General features: G+C 65.3%; 26 protein-coding genes. 13 read left to right on the top strand and 13 right to left on the bottom strand.

Annotated features, from left to right (window positions below; genetic code table 11):
* Window positions 1-76: 76 nt before the first annotated feature.
* Window positions 77-250 carry a hypothetical protein gene (locus ABT24_RS05255; RefSeq protein ID WP_286737436.1) on the bottom strand — a complete coding sequence of 58 codons (174 nt, stop codon included), beginning with the start codon at window positions 248-250 and terminating at the stop codon, window positions 77-79.
* Between ABT24_RS05255 and ABT24_RS05250 the strand changes: the two genes are divergently transcribed.
* Entirely contained in the window at window positions 233-991 is a 759-nt protein-coding gene (locus ABT24_RS05250; protein WP_286737433.1) for an AAA family ATPase, read from the top strand. The two genes, ABT24_RS05255 and ABT24_RS05250, sit on opposite strands and share 18 nt — an antisense overlap.
* 127 nt (window positions 992-1,118) lie before the next feature.
* Here ABT24_RS05250 and ABT24_RS05245 read toward each other — a convergent pair whose 3' ends face one another.
* Both ABT24_RS05245 and ABT24_RS05240 read right to left on the bottom strand, forming a co-directional pair.
* Window positions 1,119-1,586 (bottom strand): hypothetical protein, encoded by a 468-nt coding sequence (locus ABT24_RS05245; RefSeq protein ID WP_276732064.1) that lies wholly within the window; start codon window positions 1,584-1,586, stop codon window positions 1,119-1,121.
* 2 nt (window positions 1,587-1,588) lie between these two features.
* Window positions 1,589-2,722 (bottom strand): hypothetical protein, encoded by a 1,134-nt coding sequence (locus ABT24_RS05240; protein WP_276732066.1) that lies wholly within the window; start codon window positions 2,720-2,722, stop codon window positions 1,589-1,591.
* A 119-nt stretch (window positions 2,723-2,841) separates the two neighbouring features.
* Between ABT24_RS05240 and ABT24_RS05235 the strand changes: the two genes are divergently transcribed.
* Window positions 2,842-3,090, top strand: a complete 249-nt coding sequence (locus ABT24_RS05235; RefSeq protein WP_016445613.1) for a helix-turn-helix domain-containing protein — start codon at window positions 2,842-2,844, stop codon at window positions 3,088-3,090.
* 255 nt (window positions 3,091-3,345) lie between these two features.
* Here the strand turns inward: ABT24_RS05235 and ABT24_RS05230 are convergent, their stop codons facing one another.
* Both ABT24_RS05230 and ABT24_RS05225 read right to left on the bottom strand, forming a co-directional pair.
* On the bottom strand, window positions 3,346-4,458 hold the full coding sequence (locus ABT24_RS05230) for a site-specific integrase (protein WP_276732071.1): 1,113 nt from the start codon (window positions 4,456-4,458) through the stop codon (window positions 3,346-3,348).
* 481 nt (window positions 4,459-4,939) lie between these two features.
* Complete coding sequence (locus tag ABT24_RS05225) at window positions 4,940-5,140, bottom strand: hypothetical protein (RefSeq protein ID WP_276732159.1); 201 nt, start codon at window positions 5,138-5,140, stop codon at window positions 4,940-4,942.
* A gap of 285 nt (window positions 5,141-5,425) precedes the next feature.
* On the opposite strand from ABT24_RS05225, the gene ABT24_RS05220 reads away from it, so the two are divergent.
* The 10 genes from ABT24_RS05220 (at window position 5,426) to minE (ending at window position 16,073) form a co-directional block, all read left to right on the top strand.
* Complete coding sequence (locus ABT24_RS05220; RefSeq protein WP_286737430.1) at window positions 5,426-6,754, top strand: UDP-N-acetylglucosamine 2-epimerase; 1,329 nt, start codon at window positions 5,426-5,428, stop codon at window positions 6,752-6,754.
* 7 nt (window positions 6,755-6,761) lie between these two features.
* Window positions 6,762-7,412 carry an acetyltransferase gene (locus ABT24_RS05215; RefSeq protein WP_276732076.1) on the top strand — a complete coding sequence of 217 codons (651 nt, stop codon included), beginning with the start codon at window positions 6,762-6,764 and terminating at the stop codon, window positions 7,410-7,412.
* The gene (locus tag ABT24_RS05210) at window positions 7,409-8,917 is read left to right on the top strand and encodes an aminotransferase class I/II-fold pyridoxal phosphate-dependent enzyme (protein ID WP_276732079.1); all 1,509 of its coding nucleotides are present in this window, start codon (window positions 7,409-7,411) and stop codon (window positions 8,915-8,917) included. Before ABT24_RS05215 ends, ABT24_RS05210 begins: the two co-directional genes overlap by 4 nt.
* Complete coding sequence (locus ABT24_RS05205; RefSeq protein ID WP_276732083.1) at window positions 8,914-10,749, top strand: polysaccharide biosynthesis protein; 1,836 nt, start codon at window positions 8,914-8,916, stop codon at window positions 10,747-10,749. Before ABT24_RS05210 ends, ABT24_RS05205 begins: the two co-directional genes overlap by 4 nt.
* A gap of 221 nt (window positions 10,750-10,970) precedes the next feature.
* Complete coding sequence (locus ABT24_RS05200; RefSeq protein WP_276732086.1) at window positions 10,971-12,449, top strand: SulP family inorganic anion transporter; 1,479 nt, start codon at window positions 10,971-10,973, stop codon at window positions 12,447-12,449.
* Between the two features lie 10 nt (window positions 12,450-12,459).
* Window positions 12,460-13,326: a universal stress protein gene (locus tag ABT24_RS05195; RefSeq protein ID WP_276732089.1), complete on the top strand. Its 867-nt coding sequence runs from the start codon at window positions 12,460-12,462 to the stop codon at window positions 13,324-13,326.
* Window positions 13,327-13,384: 58 nt separating this feature from the next.
* Window positions 13,385-14,068, top strand: a complete 684-nt coding sequence (locus ABT24_RS05190; RefSeq protein WP_156054326.1) for an ABC transporter ATP-binding protein — start codon at window positions 13,385-13,387, stop codon at window positions 14,066-14,068.
* 94 nt (window positions 14,069-14,162) lie between these two features.
* Complete coding sequence (minC, locus tag ABT24_RS05185; RefSeq protein WP_276732094.1) at window positions 14,163-14,969, top strand: septum site-determining protein MinC; 807 nt, start codon at window positions 14,163-14,165, stop codon at window positions 14,967-14,969.
* A 19-nt stretch (window positions 14,970-14,988) separates the two neighbouring features.
* The gene (gene minD, locus ABT24_RS05180) at window positions 14,989-15,801 is read left to right on the top strand and encodes a septum site-determining protein MinD (RefSeq protein ID WP_013122249.1); all 813 of its coding nucleotides are present in this window, start codon (window positions 14,989-14,991) and stop codon (window positions 15,799-15,801) included.
* Between the two features lie 14 nt (window positions 15,802-15,815).
* Window positions 15,816-16,073 (top strand): cell division topological specificity factor MinE, encoded by a 258-nt coding sequence (gene minE, locus ABT24_RS05175; RefSeq protein ID WP_013104679.1) that lies wholly within the window; start codon window positions 15,816-15,818, stop codon window positions 16,071-16,073.
* 51 nt (window positions 16,074-16,124) lie between these two features.
* Here minE and ABT24_RS05170 read toward each other — a convergent pair whose 3' ends face one another.
* From ABT24_RS05170 to ABT24_RS05150, 5 genes are all read right to left on the bottom strand, one after another.
* Complete coding sequence (locus ABT24_RS05170) at window positions 16,125-18,560, bottom strand: adenosylcobalamin-dependent ribonucleoside-diphosphate reductase (RefSeq protein WP_276732095.1); 2,436 nt, start codon at window positions 18,558-18,560, stop codon at window positions 16,125-16,127.
* A gap of 233 nt (window positions 18,561-18,793) precedes the next feature.
* Complete coding sequence (locus tag ABT24_RS05165; protein ID WP_276732096.1) at window positions 18,794-20,323, bottom strand: DNA recombination protein RmuC; 1,530 nt, start codon at window positions 20,321-20,323, stop codon at window positions 18,794-18,796.
* A gap of 6 nt (window positions 20,324-20,329) precedes the next feature.
* Window positions 20,330-21,316: a 2-hydroxyacid dehydrogenase gene (locus ABT24_RS05160; protein WP_276732097.1), complete on the bottom strand. Its 987-nt coding sequence runs from the start codon at window positions 21,314-21,316 to the stop codon at window positions 20,330-20,332.
* Window positions 21,313-22,731 (bottom strand): sodium:proton antiporter, encoded by a 1,419-nt coding sequence (locus ABT24_RS05155; RefSeq protein WP_276732098.1) that lies wholly within the window; start codon window positions 22,729-22,731, stop codon window positions 21,313-21,315. The genes ABT24_RS05160 and ABT24_RS05155 overlap by 4 nt, the downstream gene beginning before the upstream one ends.
* Window positions 22,721-23,380 carry a LutC/YkgG family protein gene (locus ABT24_RS05150; protein ID WP_276732099.1) on the bottom strand — a complete coding sequence of 220 codons (660 nt, stop codon included), beginning with the start codon at window positions 23,378-23,380 and terminating at the stop codon, window positions 22,721-22,723. Before ABT24_RS05150 ends, ABT24_RS05155 begins: the two co-directional genes overlap by 11 nt.
* A 152-nt stretch (window positions 23,381-23,532) precedes the next feature.
* Here ABT24_RS05150 and ABT24_RS05145 point away from each other — a divergent pair, with 152 nt between their 5' ends.
* Window positions 23,533-23,862: an APC family permease gene (locus tag ABT24_RS05145; RefSeq protein ID WP_286737419.1), complete on the top strand. Its 330-nt coding sequence runs from the start codon at window positions 23,533-23,535 to the stop codon at window positions 23,860-23,862.
* A gap of 33 nt (window positions 23,863-23,895) precedes the next feature.
* Here ABT24_RS05145 and pncB read toward each other — a convergent pair whose 3' ends face one another.
* The 3 genes from pncB to ABT24_RS05130 are packed head-to-tail and all read right to left on the bottom strand — an operon-like array spanning window position 23,896 to window position 26,116.
* The gene (pncB, locus tag ABT24_RS05140) at window positions 23,896-25,113 is read right to left on the bottom strand and encodes a nicotinate phosphoribosyltransferase (RefSeq protein WP_276732102.1); all 1,218 of its coding nucleotides are present in this window, start codon (window positions 25,111-25,113) and stop codon (window positions 23,896-23,898) included.
* Window positions 25,110-25,379, bottom strand: coding sequence for a DnaJ family domain-containing protein (locus ABT24_RS05135; protein ID WP_276732103.1), 270 nt, complete (start codon window positions 25,377-25,379; stop codon window positions 25,110-25,112). The genes pncB and ABT24_RS05135 overlap by 4 nt, the downstream gene beginning before the upstream one ends.
* Window positions 25,376-26,116: a nitroreductase gene (locus ABT24_RS05130; RefSeq protein WP_276732104.1), complete on the bottom strand. Its 741-nt coding sequence runs from the start codon at window positions 26,114-26,116 to the stop codon at window positions 25,376-25,378. The genes ABT24_RS05135 and ABT24_RS05130 overlap by 4 nt, the downstream gene beginning before the upstream one ends.
* Window positions 26,117-26,168: the final 52 nt, after the last annotated feature.

Genomic DNA, 26,168 nt, shown 5'->3' with positions numbered 1-26,168 from the left:
ACCGTAGACTTATCCACACCCGACTGCGACGCAGTCGGCCTTAGACCCCGGGTCAAAATTGAATCGGCACGGTGGGTCAAAATTCCATCGGCACGAACAGGCCAAGCGGGCCCAGTACATCGCCGAGCGCATCCGGGCCGCTGGCCACGAACGCCGCAAGCTGGGTGAGCTGCCCGATGACTGGACAGCGCTGATCGAAGACTTCCAGCGCGACTTCCCCAACTTCGCTGAGTTGGCCGAGGTACTGCACGACCACTTCGCCCTGCATGCGATGGGCGATGGCCGTGTGGCATGGTCGCCTATCCTGCTGGTCGGCCCTGCCGGGATCGGCAAGACAGAGGCCGCCCGCTGGCTGGCTGCGCGGCTGAGCCTTCCCTTCCGTGTGATCGACATGGCCAGCACCCAGTCCAGCTCGCCGCTGGCCGGGTCGGAATCGTTCTGGTCGAACTCGGAGCCTGGCGTGGTGTTTGAGCAGTTGGCCTACCAGCCGCTGGCCAATCCGGTGATCGTGCTGGACGAGCTCGACAAGACCGACCAGCAACGCCCGTACGACCCGCTCGCGGCGCTTTACACCCTGCTGGAACCTCGCAGTGCACGCGACTTCATCGACCTCTCGATCCGCGATTTCGCCATCGATGCCAGCCACGTGAACTGGATCGCCACGGCCAACAGCATCGAGAGCATCTCAGCACCACTTCTGTCGCGCATGACGGTGCTGCATGTACAGGCCCCGACGCCAGAGCAGGTGGCCCACATCGCTCGACAGATGTATGGCCGCATGCGGGCCGAGAGCCCTTGGGGGTCAGGTTTTGCGCCGACGCTGGACGACCAGGTGCTGGACAAGCTGAAGAACTTGCCGCCGAGAACCTTGGGGCTGGCGTTGAAGCGCGCGCTGGGGCGGGCAGCACGGGACGAGCGGGATCACATTCGGGTGTGCGACCTGCCGGCCCTCGGCAGCTCGCCCCGAAAGGCAATGGGGTTCGTGGCCTGACACCGCACAACGCCGCACGCCCAGTACGCTTGTGAGCGTTTCAGCGTGCATCTAGCCTCTGCGACATCCGTAGGACGCAACCAGGCGATTACGGTAATTACGATAGTTACGGTAATCGCTGCTGCCCTCACCCCCGCTGGTGGGCCTGACCACATGCATGGCAAAACCACGTGCTCTGCCACCGGCGCTTCGCGGCGCTGTAGGCCTTCGCCTGGGTACGCCATCTCTTCATCAGCAGCCAGCCCAGCGCGATGAGTCCCACGCCCACAGCTGCCTGCTTCCAGTTGTAGCGCAGGCCCGCCAAGCCGACGTACACGCATTCACGTGCCAACAGCGGGCACACCGTCATCGACATGTAGATGACGATGCCGCCGATCCCATAGGCTCCGATGAACGGTAGCGGTGACGGCGGCGCGGGCGGAGCGCAATGCTGAGCCAGAGCCGTGGATTGGGAGCCCTGGCTACTGCCTTGAACAAACTGCCCATCTGAAGTGACCGCCGTGTGCGATGCGTGAAACTCCTGTGTACCGCCCGCATGCACAACAGCCATCGGCTGAATGTGCGTGCTGCCACAACTCGGGCATTGCATCGACATGCTCAGCCCTCCGAACCTTCGGTGTTGACCGTGCAGGTCAGCGTGGCCTCACCGCCCTCCATGCCCGCCGAAAGCACGCCGACCTTGGTTAAACGGCCATAGGTCTTGCCGTCCTTGCCCAGCTTCAGCGAGCCTGATTTCGCAAGCTGCTGGACCGTAAGGCCGGGCAAGTAGCTGCGGTAGGTTTGCTCACCCCCGTCACGTGACACCGCTACCTTGCGGACGCTGACCCCATAGACCTTGACTGACTCGGTGAGCGTGACCGGCGTGACGCCTTGATCTGGATTCCATCCCGACTGCTTGAGCAGCGACTCAGCCAGTTCAAATCGTGGACCGATGGCTGTGCAGCTCAGCGCCTGTTCGAGCTGCGCCTTGGTCTTGGCGTCCACGGGCTGCGACGCTCCGTTGCTGGAGGCAGGAGGCACGGTTGGCTTGATGATCGCGTTGGCGTCATACCCTACCAACCAGAGATTGGTCGGTGCGCCCGGCTGCCAGCCGGTGTCGAGCACCAGTTGCTGGACAAACCCCTGGAAGGCGAGCTGCTGCCGCTCGCTGATCGGCTGCCGGTCGGGGATGGACAGCATGGGCGGCTTGGGGCCAACGGTACGGACATTGCCGCTGTGCTCGACCGCCGTCTGCTGCATGAAAAGGTGCAGGTTGGCGGCGTTGTTGACCGCGTACCCCACCGACTGCCCCCAGCACACCGAGAAGGCGGGCACAGGTTCGGACTTGGACTTGCTCCACCAAATGGTGGCTGTGCCGACCCAGCAGTCGTTACGCGACCAGTCCGTGACCGTGACAGCCACGCGTGGGAAGTAGGTCTTGGACGTTCCGTCGTAGGGATGCTTCGCGAAGACACCCGCCAGCTTTGTCGCCGAGGCGCGCGGTGCAGCAGGAGCGCTCGAAGGGATATCACTCTCCCTCCCTGCACCGGAAGCCGGTGCATGTGCCCGTGCGGCGTCAGCGGCCGGGGCGGCCTCAGGAGTGCTGGCCGATGCGCTGGCTGCGTTCCTGGGCTGCAGGCCGAGCTTGTCGCTCAACGACACCGACACGCGGGTACTGCCATCCGGCTGTTCCGTCGTCGTGCAGCCGGCCAAGATCATGGCGGCGAAGAATAGGCAAATAGCGATCCTCATTCATCTTCTCCCATAGGCTGCTTTCATCTGCCCATTAACGACTTAACGTCACTCATGGTTGACATTAAGTCTCTCATAGCTTGTAGCCTGTGTGGGCGTGAGTGGTCACGCTTGGCTGCATGAAGAAGAACAAGGAAAAGCAGTCAGCTCGAATGGTTTTTGCGGCCAACCTGCGCCTGGCCCGCCGTCTGCGCGACGTTTCTCAGGAAGCCCTGGCACTTGATGCGGGGCTGTCACGGACGTACGTCAGCGAGGTAGAGCGCGGAGAGCGAAACGTGTCCATCGACAACATGGGGCTGCTGGCTGACGCCCTGCAGATCCCGCTCAAAGACCTTGTCGATCCGGAGCGCTTCAAGGTCTTGGACTGAGGGTTGAGTCCCCGATTGCTCTGTGGGATGGACCAAGTCCGCTACGAACGGTTTTCCACAGATTCGCGCAGCCCAACTACCAGTAAAAGTATCTGAAGAGCTATCAGAACCCCTATCTGTATAGAACAGGGGCGATCTATCGACCCTGACTGGGGCGATTTATCGAGGAACCGGCGTTACAGCAGGGGCGATCTATCGAGCGTTGCCGGGGCGATCTAACGTGGACAACCTTTGCTGTCCACGAGCTTGTCCACATCAGCCGAGCTTCTTGGCGAGATCCTCGGCCCTGGGGTGGTAGTACCGCTTGAGCATGCGCAGGTCTCGGTGGCCAGTCATCGCCGAGAGCTCCAGGACGTTCGTGAGCTTCTCAGCCAGCCGTGACGCAGCCTCGTGCCGCGTGTCATGAAAGTGAACATCTTCGAGGAACCCCGGGATGGGCCGGCGCTTGGCCTGCTTGCAGTCAGCACGGTACTGCTCTTGAGCACGCTCAATGGCCCGCGCAAAGCCCTTTCTCAGTGCCAACGCCGTTGTCGGGAAGACGGCCCCTGTGCGCTGAACCTCTGCCTCTCCCTCAACATCCTCGTCGGCTTCTGGTGTTGGCAGCGCCTTGAGGATGGCCACAGCCCGTGTAGACAGGGGCACCGTTCGAGAGTCGCCGTTTTTGGTGTCGGGCAAGTGAGCGGTCTGGCGCTCCAGGTCCACATTTTCCCAAGCCAGCGAAAGCAACTCCCCCCTCCGCATGGCCGTTTCAATGGCGAGCTTCACAAGAGGCAACAGCCACGGGTTGCGAGCTCCTTTGCTGAACGTTCCATCGACGAGGCGCTCCCCACCAGTCAGCGCAGCCAGCAGGTAAGACTCTTCCTCAGACGAAAAGCGGCGATCCCGCGCGCGCGCTTTTTCGGGACGCTTGATGGACCGGATCGGGTTTTCGACGTGGATGTCCCACTCACGCCGAGCATGGTTGAATACGGTCGAGAGCACGTCGATTTCGCGGTTGACGGTCCCCCCGGTCACCTCCTTGAGTCGGCGGTCACGCCATTTGGCGACCTCCGCGCTTGTGACGGCGGTCATCTTCAGGCCGACCAGCGCTTGGTCACGCAGGAGCACATCGATCTTTACGGACTCGATGGCCGCCGACTTTTTAGAGGGGGTGACCTCGCGTTGATAGCGCTGAAGGACTGCGGCAAGCGTGGTTTTGTCTGCTTCCCGCCTGTCGATGAAGCCTGTGGTCTCCTGTTCGCTCTCGACCATGCGAACCCACTTCTCCGCGTCCTCCCGGTAGGTGAAGGTGCGCGACTGCTCCGGGAAGCCCTTGCGCCTGACCTTGGCCCGCCACTGGTACTCCCCACGCTTTGTGATCTGCCCCATACGTCTCCCTGATGGCCCAATGGCCCAAGAATGGCCCAAATAATCAGGAAGCACCTTAAACCACCAGTAAAAACGGCACAAGGGCTAAGCGTTCGGGACGTAGAGGCCGGAGGTTCGAATCCTCTCACCCCGACCAGAATTTTCAAGCTGACACGGCCGCCATTATTTCAACATGGCGGCCGTTTTTGTTTTTGGAATCAAGAACTTAGACAGTTCCTGGGCGGGAAGTCGAGGCATCGCACCGAGCGTGTGCAAAATGTGCGAATGTCGTTCTTTTGAGAAAAAGCGACAGTTTGCTCCATTCTTGCGCCAATTCACCTTGCGTCGCGTTTCGTGTGCCTGCGTAGAGTTCACTAAGACTGCGCTGGAGCGCCGAAGAATCGGCGACCTAAAGTCAAGTGGCAGTGACTACGCGGCGACCTGTTTTACCGCCATTGATGCTTACACGGGATTCCATCCACGTCTAAGGAATCCCATCATGTCAGACATCTCCAATCGTTCCGCCTACCGTGTCACCGCCGCACGCCGCCCCGAGCACGACCGCGTACCGCGGCACAACATCGCCTGGCTGGCGCAGCCAGGTACGCACCGTGTTACGCGACAGCCCCGTACTGCGGGCAATCACTCGAGCGGATTTGTTCTGGCGGAAATGCATCCGCTGAATCTTGCCAATCATGTCCATGGTGATCACTCCTGCCCCCCGTGCCTCAAAAAGCAGCAGGGTAGGTGGAACACCCGGGTCAATTTTGCGTCAGCATAACCTTCAAAGGTGGGGCAATTTTCGTTCGGGACGAACATCATTTCAGGGCCACATTTGCCCGGCTGTTGCGCTTTCGCCGCAAAGGTGCCGTTCGTACGGTTCCGCCCTTTCCGCCATGCGCCGGGTGACCGCACTGCAATCTCTGCAAAAATCTTCCCGTTGGCCACCCGTCGTGGCTGACTCACGCTCCATTTCCCCTCGCCTCTTATGCCCCGCCGCATTCTCTATCTCTCCGGCACCCGTGCCGACTTCGGGCTGATGCGCCAGACCTTGCACGTGGCCGCGGCGCATCCGGGGCTGGAGGTGGCGGTGGCGGTCACGGGCATGCACCTGCACCCCGACTACGGCCACACGGTGGACGACATCGAGGCCAGCGGGCTGCGCATCGCGGCGCGCATTCCCAGTGATGTGGGCGCGCGCGATGGCGCGGGCATGGCGCGGGCGATCAGCCAGACGCTCGCCGGGTTGGCGCCGGTGCTGCTGGCCGAGCGTCCTGATGCGCTGCTGCTGCTGGGCGACCGGGGCGAGATGCTCGCGGGGGCGATTGCCGCGCTGCATCTGGGCGTGCCGTCCATTCACCTGCACGGCGGCGAGCGCTCGGGCACGGTGGACGAACCGGTGCGCCATGCCATCAGTAAGCTGGCAGCGCTGCATTTCTGCGCCACGGTGCAGTCGCGCGAGCGCCTCATCGCGATGGGCGAAAACCCGCAGCGCGTGCATGTCGTGGGCGCGCCGGGGCTGGATGATCTGTCTGATGCGCGGCAGCTTCCGCGAGAGGCTGCGCTGCATGCCTTGCAGACGGCGCTGGAGCGGCAGACTCCCCCCCCCAACCCTCCCCACGCGTGGGGAGGGGGTACTGATGTTGCAGTGAGAGGGTTTGCTCCTCCCCCACTTGTGGGGGAGGCCGGGGGGGGCATCCGAAGGGAACGCGAAGCGCTGTTCTCACCTCCCCCACTTGTGGGGGAGGCCGGGAGGGGGAGCCTGACCGAGCGCCCTTACGCCCTCGTACTCTTCCACCCCGTAGTGCAAGAGGCGGACGACGCCGCCGCGCAGACCCAGGCGCTGCTTGACGGTCTGCGGGCCGCCGGGGCGGGCTCGGCCTTCAGCGTGGTGTGGCTGGCGCCCAATGCCGACGCGGGTTCGGGCCACATCGAAGCCTTGCTGCGGGCGCAGCAGTGGCCGGGGTTTCACCGCATCACCCATCTGCCGCGCGCCGACTATCTGGCCGCGCTGCGCCACGCCGCGGTGCTGGCGGGCAATTCGTCGTCGGGCATCATCGAGGCGGCCAGTCTGGGCACGCGGGTGGTCAACGTCGGCAGCCGCCAGAACCTGCGCGAGCGCAACGCCAACACGGTGGACGTGCCGCCGCAGGCCAGCGCCATCGAGGCCGCCGTGCGGCAGGCGCTGGCGCTCGGGCCTTGGTCGCATCCGCAAGACAATGTCTATGGTGACGGCCGGAGTGCCGTGCGCATCGTGCATCTGCTGGCCACCCTGCCGCTGTCTGGCGATCTGCTGCACAAGGTCAATCGTTATTGAAACCCCTATGTCCCCATCCTCCGACAAACCTGTGTTGATCGTGTTTGGCGCCGGCGGCCACGGCCGCGTGGCGGCTGACGCGGCGTTGTTGAGCGGTGCCTTTGCACGCGTGGTCGCCTCAGACCGCAACCCGGCCACCTGGGGCAGCGAACTGCTGCCCGGCGTGCCGGTGCTCTCGATCGACGAGGCCAGCGCCTTGCCCGGCCCGCGCGCAGTGCATGTGGCCATCGGCCACAACGCCATACGGCGCGACGAGGCGGCGTGGCTGGCGTCCATCGGGCCGCTGGCCACCGTCGTGCACCCCAGCGCCAGCGTGGCGGCCTCGGCGCGCGTGCAGCCGGGCTGCCTGATCACGGCGCAGTGCGTCGTCGCGCCCATGGCCGAGCTGGACATGGGCGTCATCGTCAATCACGGCGCGGTGGTCGATCACGACTGCCGCATTGCCGCTTGGGCACATGTGGCCCCCGGCGTGCGCCTGGGCGGCGCAGTGCAGGTGGGCGAAGCAGCCCTGGTGGGCGCGGGCAGCACGGTGCTGCGCAATCTGCGCGTGGGCGTGGGCGCTACGCTGGGCGCGGGCGCGGTGCTGCTGCAAGACCTGCCCGACGGCGAGGCCTGGGCCGGTGTGCCGGCCCGCCCACTTCAAGGAGTTTCGGCATGAATCTCAACACCTTCAACGCCCTTTGTCTGCCCCCCGGCGCCACCTTGCACGAGGCGCTGGCGCGGCTTGATGCCACGGCGCAGGGCATTCTGCTCGTGACCGACGCGCAGGGGCGTCTGCTGCGCACCGTGACTGACGGCGATCTGCGCCGCGCCGCGCTGGCCGGGGTGAGCAACGAGGCGCCCTTGTCCGCCCTGCCTGGGCACCCGCCGCACACGATCGGCCTGCAGGCCAGCCAGCGCGACGTGCTGGCGCTGATGGACGCGCAACGCATCGACCATGTGCCGGTGGTGGACGCAGCCGGGCGCGCGGTCGATCTGGTGACGCGGCGCGAGCTGTCGCAGCGCGTCTATCTGTCGTCGCCGCATCTGGGCGAAGACGAAGTGGCGCTGGTGCAGGAGGCGTTCACCAGCAACTGGATCGCGCCGCTCGGCCCGCATGTCGATGCGTTCGAGCGCGAGCTGGCGGCGCGCTTGGGCGTGCAACACGCGGCCGCCACGAGTTCAGGCACCGCGGCGCTGCATCTGGGCCTGCGGCTGCTGGGCGTGGGGCCGGGCGATGTGGTGCTGTGCTCCAGCCTGACCTTCGTGGCCAGCGCCAACCCCATCAAACAGCTCGGCGCCACGCCAGTATTCATCGACTCCGAGCCGCAGAGCTGGAATCTGTCGCCGCAGGCTTTGGCCGTTGCGCTGGCGGCGTTGCAGGCAGAAGGCATCACGCCCAAGGCCGCCGTGGTCGTCAACCTTTACGGCCAGAGCGCCGAGATGGACGAGATCGTCCCCTTGCTTGAACGCTATGGCGTGCCCATGCTCGAAGACGCGGCCGAATCGCTCGGCGCGACCTACCGCGACCGCCCCAGCGGCAGCTTCGGCAAGCTGGCGGTGTTTTCGTTCAACGGCAACAAAATCATCACCACCTCGGGCGGCGGCATGCTGGTGAGCAACGACGCTGCGCTGATCGAACACGCCCGCAAGCTCTCCACCCAGGCGCGCGAACCGGCGCGGCATTACGAGCACATTGAAGACGGCTACAACTACCGCCTGAGCAATGTGCTGGCGGGCATCGGCCGCGGTCAGTTGCGGGTGCTTGAGCAAAGGGTGCAGAGCCGCCGCGAAGTGTTCGCGCAGTATCGCGACGCGCTCTCTGGCGTGCCCGGTCTGCGCTGGATGGCCGAGCCCGAGGGCCACCAGTCCACCCGCTGGCTGTCGGCCTTCGTGCTGGCGGGCGGAGATGGAGAGAGCCCCCAGGCCCGCCGCGACGCGCTGCTCGACTTTCTCGAGCGCCACAACGTCGAAGCCCGGCCGGTGTGGAAACCGATGCATCTGCAGCCGCTTTACGCCGCTTGCCGCTACTTCCCCCACGCACCTGGGCAGGATGTGAGCCGCGCGCTATTCGAAGGCGGCGTCTGCCTGCCCTCGGGCTCGAACATGAGTGACGCCCAGCGCGCCCGCGTGTGCGAACTGGTGGCGCGCGGCCTGGAGCTGAGCTGGCGGAGCGCCGCATGAGGTTTTCGACCCGAGCGATCTGGCGCCCCGCGGCGGCCGACGCCCTGCTCGTCGCCCTCACCTGGCTGCTCGCCTTCCTGTTTCGCTTCAGCCTGCTGCGCAATGACGCGCCGGTCAACCTGGCGCAGATTCTGTGGATCAGCACGCCGCTGGCCGCCGTGGTGTGGGTGGCGGCGCTGGCGGGGCTGGGCGTTTACCGCACGCCGTGGCGGCACACCAGCGTGCCCGAGTTCAAGCGGCTGGCTTCGGCCATGATCGTGGCGGCGCTGGCGCTGGCGGCCGTGCTGCTGCTGTTGCGCCTGCCCAATTTCCCGCGCTCCATCGTGCTGCTGCATCCGCTGTTCGCGGGCGCCGCGCTGCTTGGTCTGCGGCTGGGCGCGCGCATTCTGGCCGAAGGACGGCTGACCCGCTCGACCGCGCAAGGCAAGCCGCTGCTGGTGCTGGGCACGCTCGACGAGGCCGCGCGCGCGCTGCAAAGCCTGCGATCGAGCAAAGGCTGGCAGGTGGCCGCCCTCATCAGCCCGAATCGCGGCGAAGTGGGCCGCAGCGTGCAGGGCGTGCGGGTGGCCGGCAGCGTGGACGATCTGGCCCATGTGGCTCAGGCGCAGGGTGCCAGCCATGCGCTGATCGCCAGCGAGCCCGGCAGCCCAGCGCGCCGCGAACTGCTGCTGCAGGCCAGCGATGCGCACCTCGCCCTTCTCACCCTGCCGCGCGCCGACGACTGGCTGCAAAGCGGCGGCAGCGCAGGCGGTGGTCAGGCGCCGCGCCAGGTCGAGCTGGCGGACCTGCTCGGGCGCGCCGCGGTGCAGCTCGATGTGCGCGGCCTCTCCAGTCTGCTCGCCGGGCAGGTGGCGCTGGTCACGGGCGCGGGCGGCAGCATCGGCTCGGAGCTGTGCCGCCAGATTGCGCGCTTCGGCGTGCGGCAACTGGTGTGCATCGACTCGTCTGAAATCGCCATTTATGCGCTGGAGCAGGAGTTCAAGGCACGCTTTCCCGAGCTGGCCGTGCGCTACTACACCGCCAACGTGCGCGAGCCCGAGCGGCTGCTCGACCTGTTCAAGCGGCACCGCCCCGCCGTGGTGCTGCACGCCGCGGCCTACAAGCATGTGCCGCTGATGGAAGACGACAACGCCATCGAGGCGCTGCGCACCAATGTGCTGGGCACGCTGGGCGCGGCACGCGCGGCCACGGCCAGCGGCGCGCAGCGCTTCGTGCTCATCTCCACCGACAAGGCGGTGAACCCGACCAATGTGATGGGCGCGAGCAAACGGCTGGCCGAGCTGGCGCTGCAGGCGCACGCCGCGCAGCACCCCGACACGCATTGCTGCGCGGTGCGCTTCGGCAATGTGCTGGGATCGAGCGGCAGCGTGGTGCCGCGCTTTGCGGCGCAGATCGCCGCCGGCGGGCCAGTCACCGTGACCCACCCGGAGATCGTGCGCTACTTCATGACCATTCCCGAAGCCGCGCAGCTCGTGCTGCAGGCGGGGCTGATGGGGGAAAGCGGCAACATCTTCGTGCTCGACATGGGCGAGCCGGTGAAGATCGTCGATCTGGCGCGGCTGATGATCCGGCTCTCCAACAAGACCGAAGAAGAAATTCCCATTCACTTCACCGGCCTACGCCCCGGCGAGAAGCTATTTGAGGAATTACTGGCCGACGACGAAACCACCCTGCCCACGCCCCACCCCAAACTGCGGGTCGCCCGCCAGGCCGAGCAAGACCCCATCGATTTGCAGGCCTTGGAGCTGTGGATCGCCGCCAGCGGCGCGCAGTCGCCTGCGCAGATCAAAGCCGCGCTGCACGCGCTGGTGCCGGAGTACACCCCGCAGTAGCCGCACGCTGCGTCGCAAGTTCCCCTACAATCGCATTGGTTTTCGCTCGGAGGGTCGCAACGACTCCCCTCATCCACCGCCTCGCTGCGGCGTGTCGAGCGATGATTCCCCTGCGGTTCTGCAGGGTGGTTTCCCCAGCTGCTTCGCTGCAGTGCCACGCAGGATCGCCTTGATCAAGCAGGCCATGCCGTTGCCGCACAACGACAACAAAGGTGTCCCTGATGATGCAAACCTTCCGACAGGACTGGCTTTCCAACATTCGCAACGATCTGCTCTCGGGCGTCGTGGTGGCGCTTGCGCTGATCCCCGAAGCCATTGCCTTTTCCATCATTGCCGGGGTCGATCCCAAGGTGGGGCTGTACGCCGCCTTCAGCATGGCCACGGTTATCGCCTTCGCCGGAGGGCGCCCCGGCATGGTCTCCGCCGCCACCGGCGCCATGGCGCTGGTGATGGTGTCTCTGGTGAAAGAACACGGGCTGCAATACATGCTGGCCGCCACGCTGCTGACGGGCGTGTTGCAGATGATCATCGGCTGGGCGGGCTTTGACAGGCTCATGCGCTTTGTCTCGCGCTCGGTGATCACGGGCTTTGCCAACGCGCTGGCCATTCTCATTTTTCTGGCGCAACTGCCCGAGCTGATCCGCGTGCCCTGGGCCGTCTATCCTCTGGTGGCGGCCGGGCTGGCCATCATCTATCTGTTGCCCAGAATCACCCGCGTGGTGCCTTCGCCGCTGGTGGCCATCGTGGTGCTCACCATCGTGACGGCGGCTTTTGGCATCCATGTGCCCACCGTGGGCGACAAGGGTCAGCTCCCGGACAGCCTGCCCATGTTTCTCATGCCCGATGTGCCGCTGAATTTCGAGACCCTGCGCATCATCTTTCCGGTGTCGCTGGCCATGGCCGTGGTCGGGCTGCTGGAATCGATGATGACCGCCACGCTGATCGACGACTTCACCGACACCTCCAGCAACAAGCGCCGTGAATGCGTGGGCCAGGGCGTGGCCAATATCGCCACTGGCTTTCTCGGCGGCATGGCGGGTTGCGCCATGATCGGCCAGTCGGTCATCAACGTGAAGTCGGGCGGCCGCGGGCGACTTTCCACGCTGACGGCGGGCGTCGTGCTGCTGGTCATGGTGGTGTTCCTCGGCGATTGGGTGGCGCGCATTCCCATGGCGGCGCTGGTCGCAGTGATGATCATGGTGTCCATCGGCACCTTCAACTGGGGCTCGATCCGCAATCTGCGCGAGCATCCCAAGAGTTCGAGCGTGGTCATGCTGGCCACCGTGGCCGTGGTCGTCGCCACCGACAATCTGGCGCTGGGCGTGCTGACCGGCGTGCTGCTGTCGGGTTTCTTTTTCGCCCACAAGGTCGGCAGCATCCTGCGTGTGAGCTCGCGGGCCGATGCCGAAGGCCGCAGCCGCACTTACACCGTGACCGGGCAGGTGTTTTTCGCCTCGGCAGACGCTTTCATCTCCCGCTTCGACTTCAAGGAGGTGATCGACAAGGTTCACATTGACGTCAGCCGCGCGCATTTCTGGGACATCACGGCCATCAGCGCGCTGGACAAGGTGATCCTCAAATTCCGTCGCGAAGCCACCGAGGTCGAGGTCACGGGGCTCAACGAAGCCAGCGCCACGCTGGTGGACAAGTTCGCGGTCCACGACAAGGACGGCGCCGAAGACCTGTTGATGAGCCATTGAGGAGCCGACCATGCCAGACCACAACAAAGTCACGGCCTGCGTGGATCATTCCCGCTTCGCCGACTACGTCACCGACTACGGCGCCTGGGCGGCGCAACGCATGGGCACGCTGCTCGACCTGCTTCATGTGCTGGATCGCCATCCCGAAACCGCAGCCTCCAGCAGCGACCACAGCGGCGCCATCGGCTTGGGCGCGCAGGACGATCTGCTGCAGGAACTGGCCGAAAGCGAACGCCAGACGCTGTTGAGCGCCCGCGAGCGCGGCCGCACACTGCTCGCCCAGCTGCGCCAGCGCGCGCTCGATGCGGGAGCCACCGAGGTGGATATTCGTCAGCGCCTGGGCGAGCTCACGCAGACGCTGGTCGAGCAGGCACCCGCCATCGGCCTGCTGGTTCTGGGGCGGCGCGGCGCATCGGCAGAACGGTCGGGGCGCGACATCGGCCGTCACGTCGAAGCCATCGTGCGCGCCCTGCACATCCCCATCCTGACCGTGACCGATGCGTTCACCCCGCCGCAGCGCGTGCTCATTGCCTACGACGGCGGCAGCATGACCCGCCGCGCGGTGGAATGGGTCGGAGCGCAACCTTTGCTCGCCGGGCTGGACATCACTGTGTGCATGGCCAGCACCCCTTCAGCGCAGACCGAAAAAACGCTCGACTGGGCGCGGCAAACTCTGCAATCGCGCGGCATGACGGCGCAGGTGCTGGCCCGGGCGGGCGACCCCGAAAGCGTGATTTCCGCCGTGCTCAAAGAGCAGAACATCGATTTGCTCATCATGGGCGCCTATTCCCATTCACCGGTGCGCAAACTGCTGCTGGGCAGCAAGACCGCCGACCTGCTGCGCGCTTCGACCATACCCACTCTGTTGCTGCGCTGACCCACCGCACGCGAGCCTGTGGTGCAATGCACGGCTTCACGTCTAGACCCCGTTGCCCATGTCCACCCCCCCCATCCTGCTGGCTGAACACCTGCGCAAGCGCTACACCGAAGGGCCGCAGGCCGTCGATGTGCTCAAGGACGTGAACCTGCGCCTGGACGGCGGCCAGACCCTGGCCATCATCGGCGCCTCGGGTTCGGGCAAGAGCACGCTCATGCACCTGCTGGGCGGGCTCGACCGGGCCGATGGCGGCCGTGTGCAGGTCTGCGGGAGCGACTGGGCGCAGATGAGCCCCAAGGCACAGGGGGCATGGCGCAACCAGCATGTCGGCTTCGTGTACCAGTTTCACCACCTGCTGATGGAATTCAGCGCGCTCGACAACGTGGCCATGCCGCTGCGCATTCGCCGCACAACGGCTGAAGCTGCGCATGCCGTCGCGGCGCAAATGTTGCAGAGCATGGGCCTGGGCGCGCGGCTGCAGCACCGCCCTGGCGAGCTTTCGGGCGGCGAGCGCCAGCGCGTGGCCATTGCCCGCGCGCTGGTCACGCAGCCACAGCTCGTGCTTGCCGACGAGCCCACGGGCAATCTCGACAGCGAAGCCTCGGCGGTGGCGCTGAACCTGCTGCTCGACGTGGCGCTGGCGCAGGGCGACGCCGTCATCATCGTCACTCACGACGCCACGGTGGCCGCGCGCTGCCAGCGCCAGCTCCGGCTGGTGAACGGTGCGCTGCAAGAAGCCTGAGAAAGTTCGAGCGCGCACCTGTGGCCGCCCGCACCGATCCACTACGATTGCTGGATTCGTTTTTTCCTCACACCCGCAGTCGTCCTGTTTGTCCATGTCCCGTTCCAAAGCCACCTTGTTTGAACTTCGCAGCGGCGCCATCGACGCCGTGCATCTGGTGGTGAAAACGCCCGACTTCGCCGTGCTGGCCGAAGCGCTGCAGCAGCGCTTCGACGCCGCACCCGAGTTTTTCTCGGGCGAGGCCGTAGCCATCGATCTGCGCCGCCTGGCCGACGACGCCACCCTGCCGCTGGACGAACTCGCCGCCCTGCTTCGCCGCTTCAAAATGCGCCCCTTCGGCGTGGTGGCGCAAGCCGCGCAACAAACCTGGGCCGGGGCCAGCGATCTGCCCCTGCTCGACAGCCGCGACGTCGGTCGAGACCCTCGCAAACCAGCCGAGAGCGCCGAAGCCGCCACTGCACCCGCAACGACACCCGCCGCTGCGGCGCCCGGCGCCGAGCCCCAAGCCGCGGCGCAGCCTTCCGTCCCTGCCGCAACACCCGCCCAAGAACCCGCCCCCGCAACGCTGCCCACGGTGCTCATCGACCGCCCGCTGCGCTCGGGTCAGCGCATCTACTCTCCCGGCGACCTCATCGTCCAGGGCGTGGTCAGCCACGGTGCGGAAGTCATGGCCGAAGGGCATGTGCATATCTACGGCGCGCTGCGCGGCCGGGCGCTGGCCGGGGCGCGGGGCAATGCAAACGCCCGCATTTTCTGCACCAGCTTCGAGCCGGAGCTGGTCGCCATTGCCGGCATCTATCGCACCGCCGAACAAGACTTTCCCGCCGGTGTGCGCGGCAAGCCGACCACCGTGCGGCTGCAGGGCGAACAATTGCTGATCGAACCGTTGGCACTCAAATAATTCAAGAAGGACAGAACTCATGGCGAAAATCATTGTGGTGACTTCGGGCAAAGGCGGCGTGGGCAAGACCACCACCAGCGCCAGCTTCGCCTCCGGCCTGGCCCTGCGCGGCCACAAAACCGCCGTCATCGACTTCGACGTCGGCCTGCGCAACCTCGACCTCATCATGGGCTGCGAGCGCCGCGTGGTCTATGACCTCATCAACGTCATCCAGGGCGAGGCCAAGCTAACCCAGGCGCTGATCAAGGACAAGCAGTGCGACAACCTGTTCATCCTCCCCGCCTCGCAAACCCGCGACAAAGACGCGCTCACCATGGAGGGCGTGGAAAACGTGCTCAAGGAGCTCGACGACATGGGCTTCACCTACATCGTCTGCGACTCGCCGGCCGGGATTGAGAGCGGGGCGCTCATGGCCATGCACTTCGCCGACGAAGCCCTCATCGTCACCAACCCGGAAGTCTCCTCAGTGCGCGACTCCGACCGTATTCTGGGCATGCTGTCGAGCAAAACCAAGCGTGCCATCGAAGGCGGCGAGCCGATCCGCGAGCATCTGCTCATCACCCGCTACAACCCCAAGCGCGTCAGCGACGGCGAGATGCTCTCGCTCACCGACATCCAGGACATTCTGCGCATCCAGCTCATCGGCGTGATTCCTGAGAGCGAATCGGTGCTGCAGGCCTCCAACCAAGGCACGCCGGCCATTCACCTCACCGGCAGCGACGTGGCCGAGGCCTATCAGGACGTGGTGGCGCGCTTCCTCGGCGAAGACAAGCCGATGCGCTTCACCGACTATCAGAAACCAGGCCTGTTCAAGCGCCTGTTCGGCGGTTGAGGGAGGGGCGCACCATGTCATTCCTCTCTTTCTTTCTGGGCGAAAAAAAGAAAACCGCCACCGTCGCCAAAGAACGGCTGCAAATCATCCTCGCGCATGAACGCGGCGGCAACGGCGCCCCCGCCGACTGGCTGCCCGCACTGCAGCGTGAACTGGTCGACGTGATCTCGAAATACGTCAAGATCGACAGCAACGACATCCAGGTCAAACTCGAACGCCAGGACACGCTGGACGTGCTGGAAGTGAAAATCGAAATCCCGCCGCGAGGTTGACGGATAGCGGGGGCCGAACGTAGTACAGGTACAGCCGTCCTGACCCGCGCCTCAACCGCAGCTGCCGATATATCCGCAGTTCTCGCAGCGGTCGCAGCCGTCCACTCGCCGTAGAAACGGCCCGCCGCATTCGGGGCAAATACGTCCGCCGGGCAGCAGCTCAGGCGATGCGTCGGCTGATTCGAGATCGATGCGCAGGGCCTCGGGGACGTGGGCGCGCTGCGCTAGCGAGAGCAGCGATTGTTCGCGGCCGGAGGCGTCGAGATAACCGCGGCGGCGCAGCAGTTCCTGCAGGGCGTAGGCGATGGCGGCGACTTCGGACTGGTGGAAGCGCGGCGCACGGCTGCCGTCTGACTTGATGACTTCGCCGCAGCGCACCGGGCCTTTGTCCCACACGACTTCGCGCATGTTCTGCAGACTCTTGGCGATGGAGCCGCCCGAACGTGCGACGAGGGAAAGCAGCCGCATATTGGAGGCGATCCATTGCTGACCTTCGTCGCGCTGCCCAGCAGGCATGAAGAACTCAATGGGCCGCTCGATGCGCACGGCCTCGCCGTTCACCCGGCCCTCTACTTCAGCGAAAGAGACGGAGAGATAGACGGTCTTCTGTCCTTCCGAGGTCATGTAGCTGATCTTGCTGGTGACGGCCTGCAAGTCGCCCGAGGGACGGCCTTCGATGCGGCGGGTGAGCGGATCGATGTCGTCGGCAGTCCGGGCAGATGCGGCAGCAGGCGCGGCCGCCGTGGGCGTGGCTTGCAGCACCGCGCCAAGCACAGCGTTTGGACGGTAAGTGGCCAGCCCCTTGAGCCCGGCTTTCCAGGCCTGCAGGTAGAGGTCTTTGAAGTCGTCGTAGGGGTAGTCGGCCGGGACGTTGACGGTTTTGCTGATGCTGGTGTCGATGAAGGGCTGCACGACCTGCAGCATTTTCATGTGATCGGTGGCGGACATTTCCAGCGCGGTAACGAAGGCCGGCGGCAGGGCGCTCATGTCTCGGCCCAGGCTGCGGTACAGGCGCCAGGCGTGGTCGGCGACTTCGTACTCGCGGGTGGTGTTGTCGGCCATGCGCTTCTTACGGGTATAGACCCACGAGAACGCAGGTTCGATGCCGTTACTGGCGTTGTCGGCAAACGCCAGGCTGATGGTGCCGGTGGGCGCCACGGCGAGCAGGTGCGAGTTGCGGATGCCATGCGCGGCGATGTCGGCGCGAAGGGCTTCGGGCAGCCGCTTGGCGAAGCCGCTGTCGAGGTATTTTGTCGCGTCGAACAGTGGGAAGGCGCCTTTCTCCTTGGCGAGATCGACCGAGGCGGCATAGGCCGCGTCGCGCAGGGTGCGGGCCATGTCGGCCGCGAAGCGCCGGGCGTCGTCGCTGTCATAGCGCAGGCCGAGCATCACGCAGGCGTCGCCCAGGCCGAGAAAGCCCAGGCCGATGCGGCGTTTGTTTTGCGCCTCGTTGTGCTGCTCGACCAGCGGCCAGTAGGTCACGTCGAGCACGTTGTCGAGCATGCGCACCGCAACACGGGTGACGGCCTGAAAGCCCTCGGCATCGAACCGCGCCTGCGGCGTGAACGGATCGCGCACAAAACGGGTGAGATTGATCGAGCCCAGGCAGCAGCAGCCGTAATCAGGCAAAAACTCCTCGGCGCAAGGATTGGTCGCCTCGAAGGTTTCGCAGTAATACAGATTGTTGTCGGCGTTGGCGGTGTCTAGAAACAGTATGCCCGGCTCGGCGTGATCGTAGGTGGACTGCATGATCTGGTCCCACAGATCGCGGGCGCGCACGCTGCGGTACACCCACAGGCCATCGGCCCGCTGGCGCGCACCGGCAGCGAGTTGATCGTCTCCCGGCCTGGCCTTGTGCACCAGATCGATCTGCGCGTCGTTTTCGACCGCCTGCATGAACGCGGCGCTCACGCCGACCGACAAATTGAAGTTCTTGAACGCGCCTTGGTCTTTGGCGTGGATGAAGGCTTCGATGTCGGGATGGTCGGCTCTCAATACGCCCATTTGCGCCCCCCGGCGGCTGCCAGCGGATTCCACCGTTTCACAGGAGGCGTCGAACACCCGCATGAACGACAGCGGGCCGCTGGCGCGGCTGTGGGTGCCGCCGACATGCGCACCCACCGGGCGGATGCGCGAAAAGTCGTAGCCCACGCCGCCGCCGCGCCGCATGGTCTCAGCCGCCTGCGCCAGCGCCTTGTAGATGCTGGGCTTGCCGTCCTTGTCGTCGGACACCGAATCGCCCACGGGCTGGACGAAGCAGTTGATCAGCGTGGCCTGAATGTCGGTGCCCGCCGCTGACATGATGCGTCCGGCAGGCACGAAGCCGTCGGCCAGCGCCTGCCGGAACAGCGCTTCGCTGCGGGCCGGGTCGGCCTCTTCGACCGCCAGGGCGCGGGCGACGCGGGTGTGAATGTCTGCGATGGTGCGCTCATCGCCCTTGGCGTATTTCTCCGCCAGAACGTCGAGACTGATGTCTTGTGCTTGCATGATGGGAGCCTAAAAACGCAAAGGCCGCACGGCGGAATGCCTGCGGCGCGAAAAATCGATGCTGGGAGTCTGTCGGGCTTGAGTCGCGTAGAGCGAAAAAAGGGTGTGGGGATGGCCTGCGGCGGCGGATTTGCCGCCCCATAGCCGAAGCTATGGGGCAAAAAGCCGCTGCCGAAGGACGCTGCACAGCCTTTTTGCAGCCCGCGATCCTCAAGTCCGACAGACTCCCAGGTTTATACCGCGTCTTCGTGATCGTCGGGTTCGACCTCGGTCAAACCCAGCAGGGTTTGCGTCTGATCGACCGGCAGCGCTTCCACCTGCTTGAGCTGGCGCGTCATGGCGCGGGTACGGGTTTCCGCTTGGCCGATGGTATTGCTTGCTTCGTCGAGCTTCTTGCGCGTTTTTGCAAGAACGTCGCCGAATTTGGTGAATTCCGTTTTCACCGCACCGAGCACTTTCCACACCTCGGTGGAGCGTTGCTCCAGCGCCAGGGTGCGAAAACCCATGTGCAGGCTGTTGAGCAGGGCCAGCAGGGTGGTCGGCCCGGCGAGCATCACGCGGTACTCGCGCTGCAGCACCTCCACCAAGCCCGGTCGGCGCAGCGCCTCGGCATACAGGCCCTCGGTGGGCAGGAACAGAATGCCGAAGTCGCTGGTGTGCGGCGCGGCAATGTATTTGCTCTGGATGGTCTTGGCCTCGTCGCGCAGACGCAGTTCAAGCGCCTTAGAAGCGGCCTCGGCGGCGGGTTTGTCAGCCTGCTCCTGCGCGTCGAGCAGGCGCTCATAGTCTTCGCGGGGAAACTTGGCGTCGATCGGCAGCCAGACCGGGCCTTCTCCCTTGCCCGGCAGGCGAATGGCGTATTCCACCCGGGCGTTGCTGCCGGGCACGGTTTCCACGTTGACGCCGTACTGCTCGGGGGTGAACACCTGCTCGATCAGGCCGGCAAGCTGAATTTCGCCGAACACCCCGCGCGATTTCACATTGGTGAACACCCGCTGCAGATCGCCCACGCCTTGCGCCAGGGTCTGCATTTCGCCCAGGCCACGGTGCACCAGTTCCAGCCGCTCGGCGACTTGCTTGAAGCTCTCGCCCAGCCGCTGCTCCAGTGTGGCGTGGAGTTTTTCGTCCACGGTGGCGCGCATCTGTTCGAGTTTTTTCTCGTTGTCGGCCTGCAGCTCGCGCAGACGCAGTTCCACCGTGCCGCGCATTTCGTTCAGGTTTTTGTCGGTGGACTGGCGCAGCTCGGTGAGGCGCAACTCGGTGGACTCGCGCATGGCAGTCTGGCCCTGCTCGGCGCTCTGGCGCGCTTCGATCAAGCGCTGGTCGGTGGCCTTGCGCAAGGCGTCGAGGCGCTCGATGAGCTGGGCCTGCAGCGTCTGCAGGCTCTGGGTGTTGGTCTGGGTGAGATGGCCGACTTGCTGCACCAGGGTGTCGCCCACCGCTTTTTGCAGGCTTTGCAGTTGCAGGTTGACGGCGTCGAGCTGGGCGTTTTGCGTGCGCGTGCTCTCGCCCTGCTGGTTGAGCAGCATTTGCTGGAATTGCGCCAGTTGCCCGGCCTGCTCGGTGCGCAGGCTCTGGCTGCTGTTCTGCACCGCGCCGCGCAGTTCGCGCTCCAGACGCTCCATCTGCGGGGCCAGTTCCGCGCCGATTTCGCGCCGCAACTCGGCCAGACCGCGCAGACGCGACAACAGCGTCCAGGCCATGCCCAGCAGGATGAGCAACAACAGCGCAACGAGGAGGAGCAACACCAGTTCAAGAGACATGCAGGTTCAACCCGTAACGGGCGTGATGGGCGGTTGGCCTTGCAGCACCGCGACAAGGTTGTCCACCGCGAGTTGCGCCATCGCACGGCGGGTGGGAATGCTGCTGCTGGCGATATGCGGCGTGAGCACCAGACGCGGCGCAGCCAGCAGGGCGGGGTTGACGGCGGGCTCACCCTCGAACACATCCAGCCCGGCGGCGCCCAGATGACCGCTGTGCAGGGCGTGGGCGAGCGCGGCTTCGTCCACCACGCCGCCTCGGGCGATGTTGACCAGCGTGGCGCCGGGCTGCATCTGCGCCAGCTCAGTCGCACCGATGAGGTGATAGGCGGCGGGGCTGTAGGGCAGCGCCAGCAGCACATGCCGACTCTCGCGCAGCAACTCGGGCAACTCGCGATAACTGGCGCGCAGATCGTCTTCGAGGTGCGCCGCCAGCCGTTTGCGGTTGTGATAGAGCACGCGCATATTGAAGCCATGCGCCGCACGCCGCGCAATGGCCTGGCCGATGCGTCCCATGCCGACGATGCCCAGCGTGGCGCCATGCACATCCGCGCCGGCGAACAGATCGACGCTCCATTTTTTCCACTGCCCCGCGCGCAGATAGCGCTCGGCCTCGCCCACCTGTCGGGCCGCGGCCAGCAGCAGGGCGAAGCCGAAATCGGCAGTGGTCTCGGTGAGCACGTCGGGCGCGTGGGTGACGATGACACCACGCTCGGCGCAAGCGGCCAGATCGATGTGATCGACACCCACGGTCATGGTGCTCACGACCAAGAGCTGCGGGCAGGCATCGAGCAAGGCCGCATCGATGCGCTCGCTGCCGGTGATGAAGGCGCCGTGCTTGTCGGCTAGGCGCTGGCGCAGCGCCTCGGGCGTTGCGATGGCGTCGTCGGGCGTGGTTTCGACTTCAGCCACGGCGCGCAGCGGCTCGATGACGTCGGGAAACACGGCACGCGCCACCAGCACGCGCAGCGGGCCGTCTGCAACAAGATTGCTCATCGGAAAAACACCACGGTCAGGAGAAGAAAGCACGGCATCAGAACGGCCAGCGACCAACCCATATAGCCGAAGAACGAGGGCATGCGCACGCCGCGATGCTCGGCGATGGCTTTGACCATGAAGTTGGGCGCGTTGCCGATATAAGTGACCGCGCCCATGAACACTGCCCCGGCCGAAATCGCCATGAGGGTGGTGGCGTGGGCCATAAGTTGCGCCGCGTCGCCCCCCGCCAGATTGAAAAACACCAGATAGGTCGGGGCGTTGTCGAGAAAGGACGACAGCGCCCCGGTGAGCCAGAAGTACGCGGCCGCGATGGGCTGACCCTGCGCATCGGAAGTAAGCGAGACCAGCCCGGCCAGCGCTCCGCCGCTGCCCGCCCGCAGGATGGCGATGACCGGAATGATGGTGAGAAAAATGCCGAGAAACAGCTTGCCCACCTCGATCATCGGCCCCCAGGTGAACTGGTTTTCATGCCGTGCCTGCCATGGCGTGGTGGTCAGCGACAACAGCGCCACGAGGACGAGCGCTGCGTCGCGCGTGAGGTTCTGCAGGTCGAGACTCTGACCGAGGATCGTCACGGTGATGCCCGGTTTCCATAGGCCGCTGTGCAGCACCGCGATGACGATGACCACCAGCCACAGCACATTCCACGCGCCAATGATGCCCAGCGGGCTGTCGGGCGTGGGGTCGATGGCCGGGCGCTCGGCCTCCTGGCTCCAGAACCAGCGGTCGAGCGCATAAAACACGGCCAACAGCAGGGCGCAGAGCAAAGCCGTGGGGGCCAGCAGGTGCTTGAGCGTCCAGAAAAAATCCACGCCCTTGAGAAAGCCGAGAAATAGCGGCGGATCGCCCAGCGGGGTGAGCGCACCGCCGGCATTGGCCACCAGAAAGATGAAAAACACCAGCACATGCGCGTTGTGCCTGCGGCCATCGTTGGCGCGAATGACGGGGCGCACCATCAGCATGGCCGCCCCGGTGGTGCCCATGACGCTGGCCAGCACCGTGCCGATGGCCAGCAGCAGGGTGTTCTGCGCCGGGCTGCCGTGCAGATTGCCGCGTACCGCAATGCCGCCGCTTACCGTGTAGAGCGCGGTGAGCAGAATGACAAAAGGCAGGTACTCGTGCAGCAGGGTGTGCAGCGCAGCGCTCCAAGTGGCCTGCACGCCGAAACTGATGGCAAAGGGGATGAGAAACAGCGCAGCCCAGCCCGCCGCGATCTTGCCCTGATGGTGATGCCACACCTTCGCCGCAAACAAGGGCATGAGCGCGATGGACAACAACATGGCCGCGAAGGGCAGCCCCCACCACAGGCTGAGCGTCGCCGGGTCGGGGACGGTCTGGACGGTGGCGGCCGATGCCAGACCTGGCAACAGGCTCAGCAGCACCGTGGCCGCAGCACGGGTCTCACGCCGCATCGACGATCACCACATGCACGCGGTACGGCCCATGCGCACCGAGCACGATGGTTTGCTCGATATCGCCGGTGCGCGACGGCCCGGACACGGTGGACAGCGCTCGCGGCAATTCGCCCAGTTCGGCCCTGAGCAGCGCGTAGGCATCTTCCAGCGCAGCCACAATGCGGCTGGCCGGCACGATGGCGATATGCGTTTGCGGCAGCAGATGGGTGGAAGCCGGAGTAGCCGGAGAACTCGCCAACACCAGCGAGCCGGTCTCGGCCACCGCGCAGAAGCAGCCGGTGATGCCGAGCTTGTCTTCATCGCGCGGCGGACGGAACTCCAGGGTCACGCCCGCGTCGACCCAGGGCAGATCGGCCAGAGTGTCCCAGGCCACGCCCTGCATACCCAAGGCCTGCTCGCGCAGATAAGCCGCCACCGCGGGCGGCACGTCCTGCGCGCTGGCGACCCGGGCCACGCTGGTCTGCAGCGCCAGCGCCTGCGTGGTGAAACCCGCTATGCGGTCGGCAATCGTCGGCTGCGGCCCGCGCACATGGCGGCCGATATCGACCTCGGCATCGGCCGCCTCGAGGTCATGCAGCGCGGCCGGTCGCCCCTGACGGGCACGAATCTGCGCCAGGATCGCGGCGCGGGCGTTGTCGGTATTCATGCGGGAGATTCTAGGAGGCCAACCCCGCGCTTGCCCCTGTCGTTAACTCCAACAGACAGTTTGTTACCCATACTGACCGACTGTCATGTGACGGGTTTCTATGCGCCATTTCCGTGTTGATTGTTGCAGTCTACGGCAGGCACATCAAACCCGTGGATCTGTTCGGCTATGCCGCCACACTGGGGACGATTCCCATCATCCTCACTTACCTGATTACCAACCTCGCCTTGCCGGTCTACATGCGAAAACACCACCGCGCGGAATTCCAGTTGACCAAACATCTCATTCTGCCGATTCTGGGAACCTTGCTGATGCTGATGCCCTTGTGGGGACTGGTGGAGCCCGGACAGCCGGAATCATTCAATCTCTTCCCCTACGTCGCCCTCGCTGTCTTGGCGCTGTCGGCGATCTACGGATTGATTCTGACCAAGAGAAATCCGCACCTTGCGCAGACCATTGGCAGCTTTATCGCAGACGAATAAAACACCGCACCCAAGCGAAGTTTTTAACTGGAGTCACCCGTCTTCCGCATCATGCTCCACCAGTTGGCTGGCGGGGATCTGGAAGACTTCGCGTAGATAGGCCAGATACGCCGGGTCGTCGCACATATTCTTGCCTGGCGCGTCGCTGACCTTGGCGACGGGCTGGCCGTTGCAGCGGGTCATTTTGAGCACCATCTGCGGCGCTTCAAAACCGAGGTCGTGCATGAGGTTGGTGCCGATGCCGAAGGCCAGGCCGACGCGCTGGTGAAACTGCCGGTACAGCGCGATGACCTTGGGGATGGTGAGCATGTCGCTGAACACCAGGGTCTTGGTGCGGGGATCGACGCGGTGCTTGGCATAGTGCGCAATCATCTGTTCGCCCCATGAGAAGGGGTCGCCCGAGTCGTGCCGGGCGCCGTCGAACAGTTTGCAGAAATACAGATCGAAGTCGCGCAGGAAGGCTTGCAGACCATACACATCGGCCAGGGCGATGCCCAGGTCGCCGCGGTATTCCTTGGCCCACGTCTCGAAGGCGAACACCTGGGTGTCGCGCAGGCGCGGGCCCAGCGCCTGGCAGGCCTGCAGGTATTCGTGCGCCATAGTGCCCAGCGGGGTGAGGCCCATGTCTTTGGCGAGCAGCACATTGCTAGTGCCCGCAAGCTGGGGGCCGAGGCCGCTATGCAGCCGCCCAAGCACCTGGGCCTGCCAGCGCCGCGAGTAGCGGCGGCGGGTGCCGTAGTCGGCGATGCGGCAGTCTTGCAGCTCCGGGGTATGGAGCAGGGCAATCTTGTCGGCAAGACGCGCCAGTCCTGCGTGCTGGTCGGCATCGGCATGGGCGTAGCGGGCGTACACCTCGCTGACGATGGCGAGCACCGGCACTTCGAACAGAATGGTGTGCAGCCAGGGGCCTTGGATGGCGATGTCGATCTCGCCGCGTTCGCGTGCAGCCGGGTCGGCAGCGGGCGTGGCGCGGATGCGCTGGCGGTTGAGGCGGAACAGCGCAAGGAAATCGACAAAATCGCTCTTGATGAAACGCAGGCTGCGCAGGTAGTCGAGTTCGTCGGGTTTGAATTGCAGGGTGCAGAGGGCGTCGAGTTCGTCGTTGATCTCGCCCAGCCGCGACACCAGATCGACCCCGGGCGTGCGGCATTTGAAGCGGTACTCCACCTGCGCGCCGGGAAAGTGATGCAGCACCACCTGCATCATGGTGAACTTGTAGAGGTCGGTGTCGAGCAGGGATTCGATGATCATGGGTTCGACGAGTTGCGGCGCTGGCGTGACAGCGCCTTGGCCCAAAGCAGGCGCAGCACGGCGCGTTCGCGCTGGTCTTGCGCGGCATCGGTGCGCACGCGGCGCGCTCGGTCGAGCAGTTCGAGTCCGAGGCGTGCCTGGGCTTCGAGCGCGCCGTCGCGCACGGTGAGATCGAGCGGGCGTCCGGCGCCGGGCAGATTGTCGAGCATGCCCTCCTGCACGGCTTGGGCAATGCGGGTTTCGCCGATGAAGGCCAGCGCGTTCATGCGTCGTGGAACCGGGTGAATTCGGCCACCGGCGCGCGCTCGGTGACCAGGGTGTTTTCGATGGCCGCAGGATCGGCCCAGCCCAGCGACATGCCGCAGACGACTTGCTGCGTTGAGGCGTCGAGCTTCAATTCGTCTTCGATGAGGCGGTGAAACTGGGTGAACGCGGCCTGCGGGCAGGTGTCGAGGCCACGACCGCGCGCCGCCACCATGATGCTCTGCAAAAACATGCCGTAGTCGAGCCAGCTGCCCTGCTCCATCACCCGGTCGATGGTGAAAATCAGTCCGACCGGCGCGTCGAAAAACCGGAAGTTGCGACCATGTTGGGCGTGCATCGCGGGCTTGTCGCCCTTGGCGATGCCCAGCAGGCCGTACAAGTCCCAGCCGACCTTGCGGCGGCGGTCGATATAGGGCGAACGCCATTCGCGCGGGTAATAGGCGTATTCCTCGGTGTGCTGCGCGGCCTGTGACGGGTCGTCATACGCCGCCAGGATGCGAGCGGACAGCCGCGCGAGCGCCGCGCCCGTGAGCACATGCACTTGCCAGGGCTGGGTGTTGGTGCCCGACGGCGCGCGCGCGGCCACTTGCAGGATGGCCTCGAGCGTTTCGCGCGGCACCGGCGTGGGCAGAAAGCGGCGGATGGAACGGCGCGAAGTAATCGCGCCATCCACTGCGGACTGCGTCTCTGGCGCGGGGGGCTTTTGTTCTGCCGAGGCGATGGGAAGGCGATGGGTCATGGCTGAAGCGAATGCGGTCATTCGGCGCCAGTCTATCCCCCCGAATCGAAGC

The organism is Thiomonas sp. SCN 64-16, from assembly GCF_001725585.1.
Taxonomy (GTDB): domain Bacteria; phylum Pseudomonadota; class Gammaproteobacteria; order Burkholderiales; family Burkholderiaceae_C; genus Thiomonas; species Thiomonas arsenitoxydans.
This window is presented reverse-complemented; position numbering and strand designations above follow the sequence as displayed.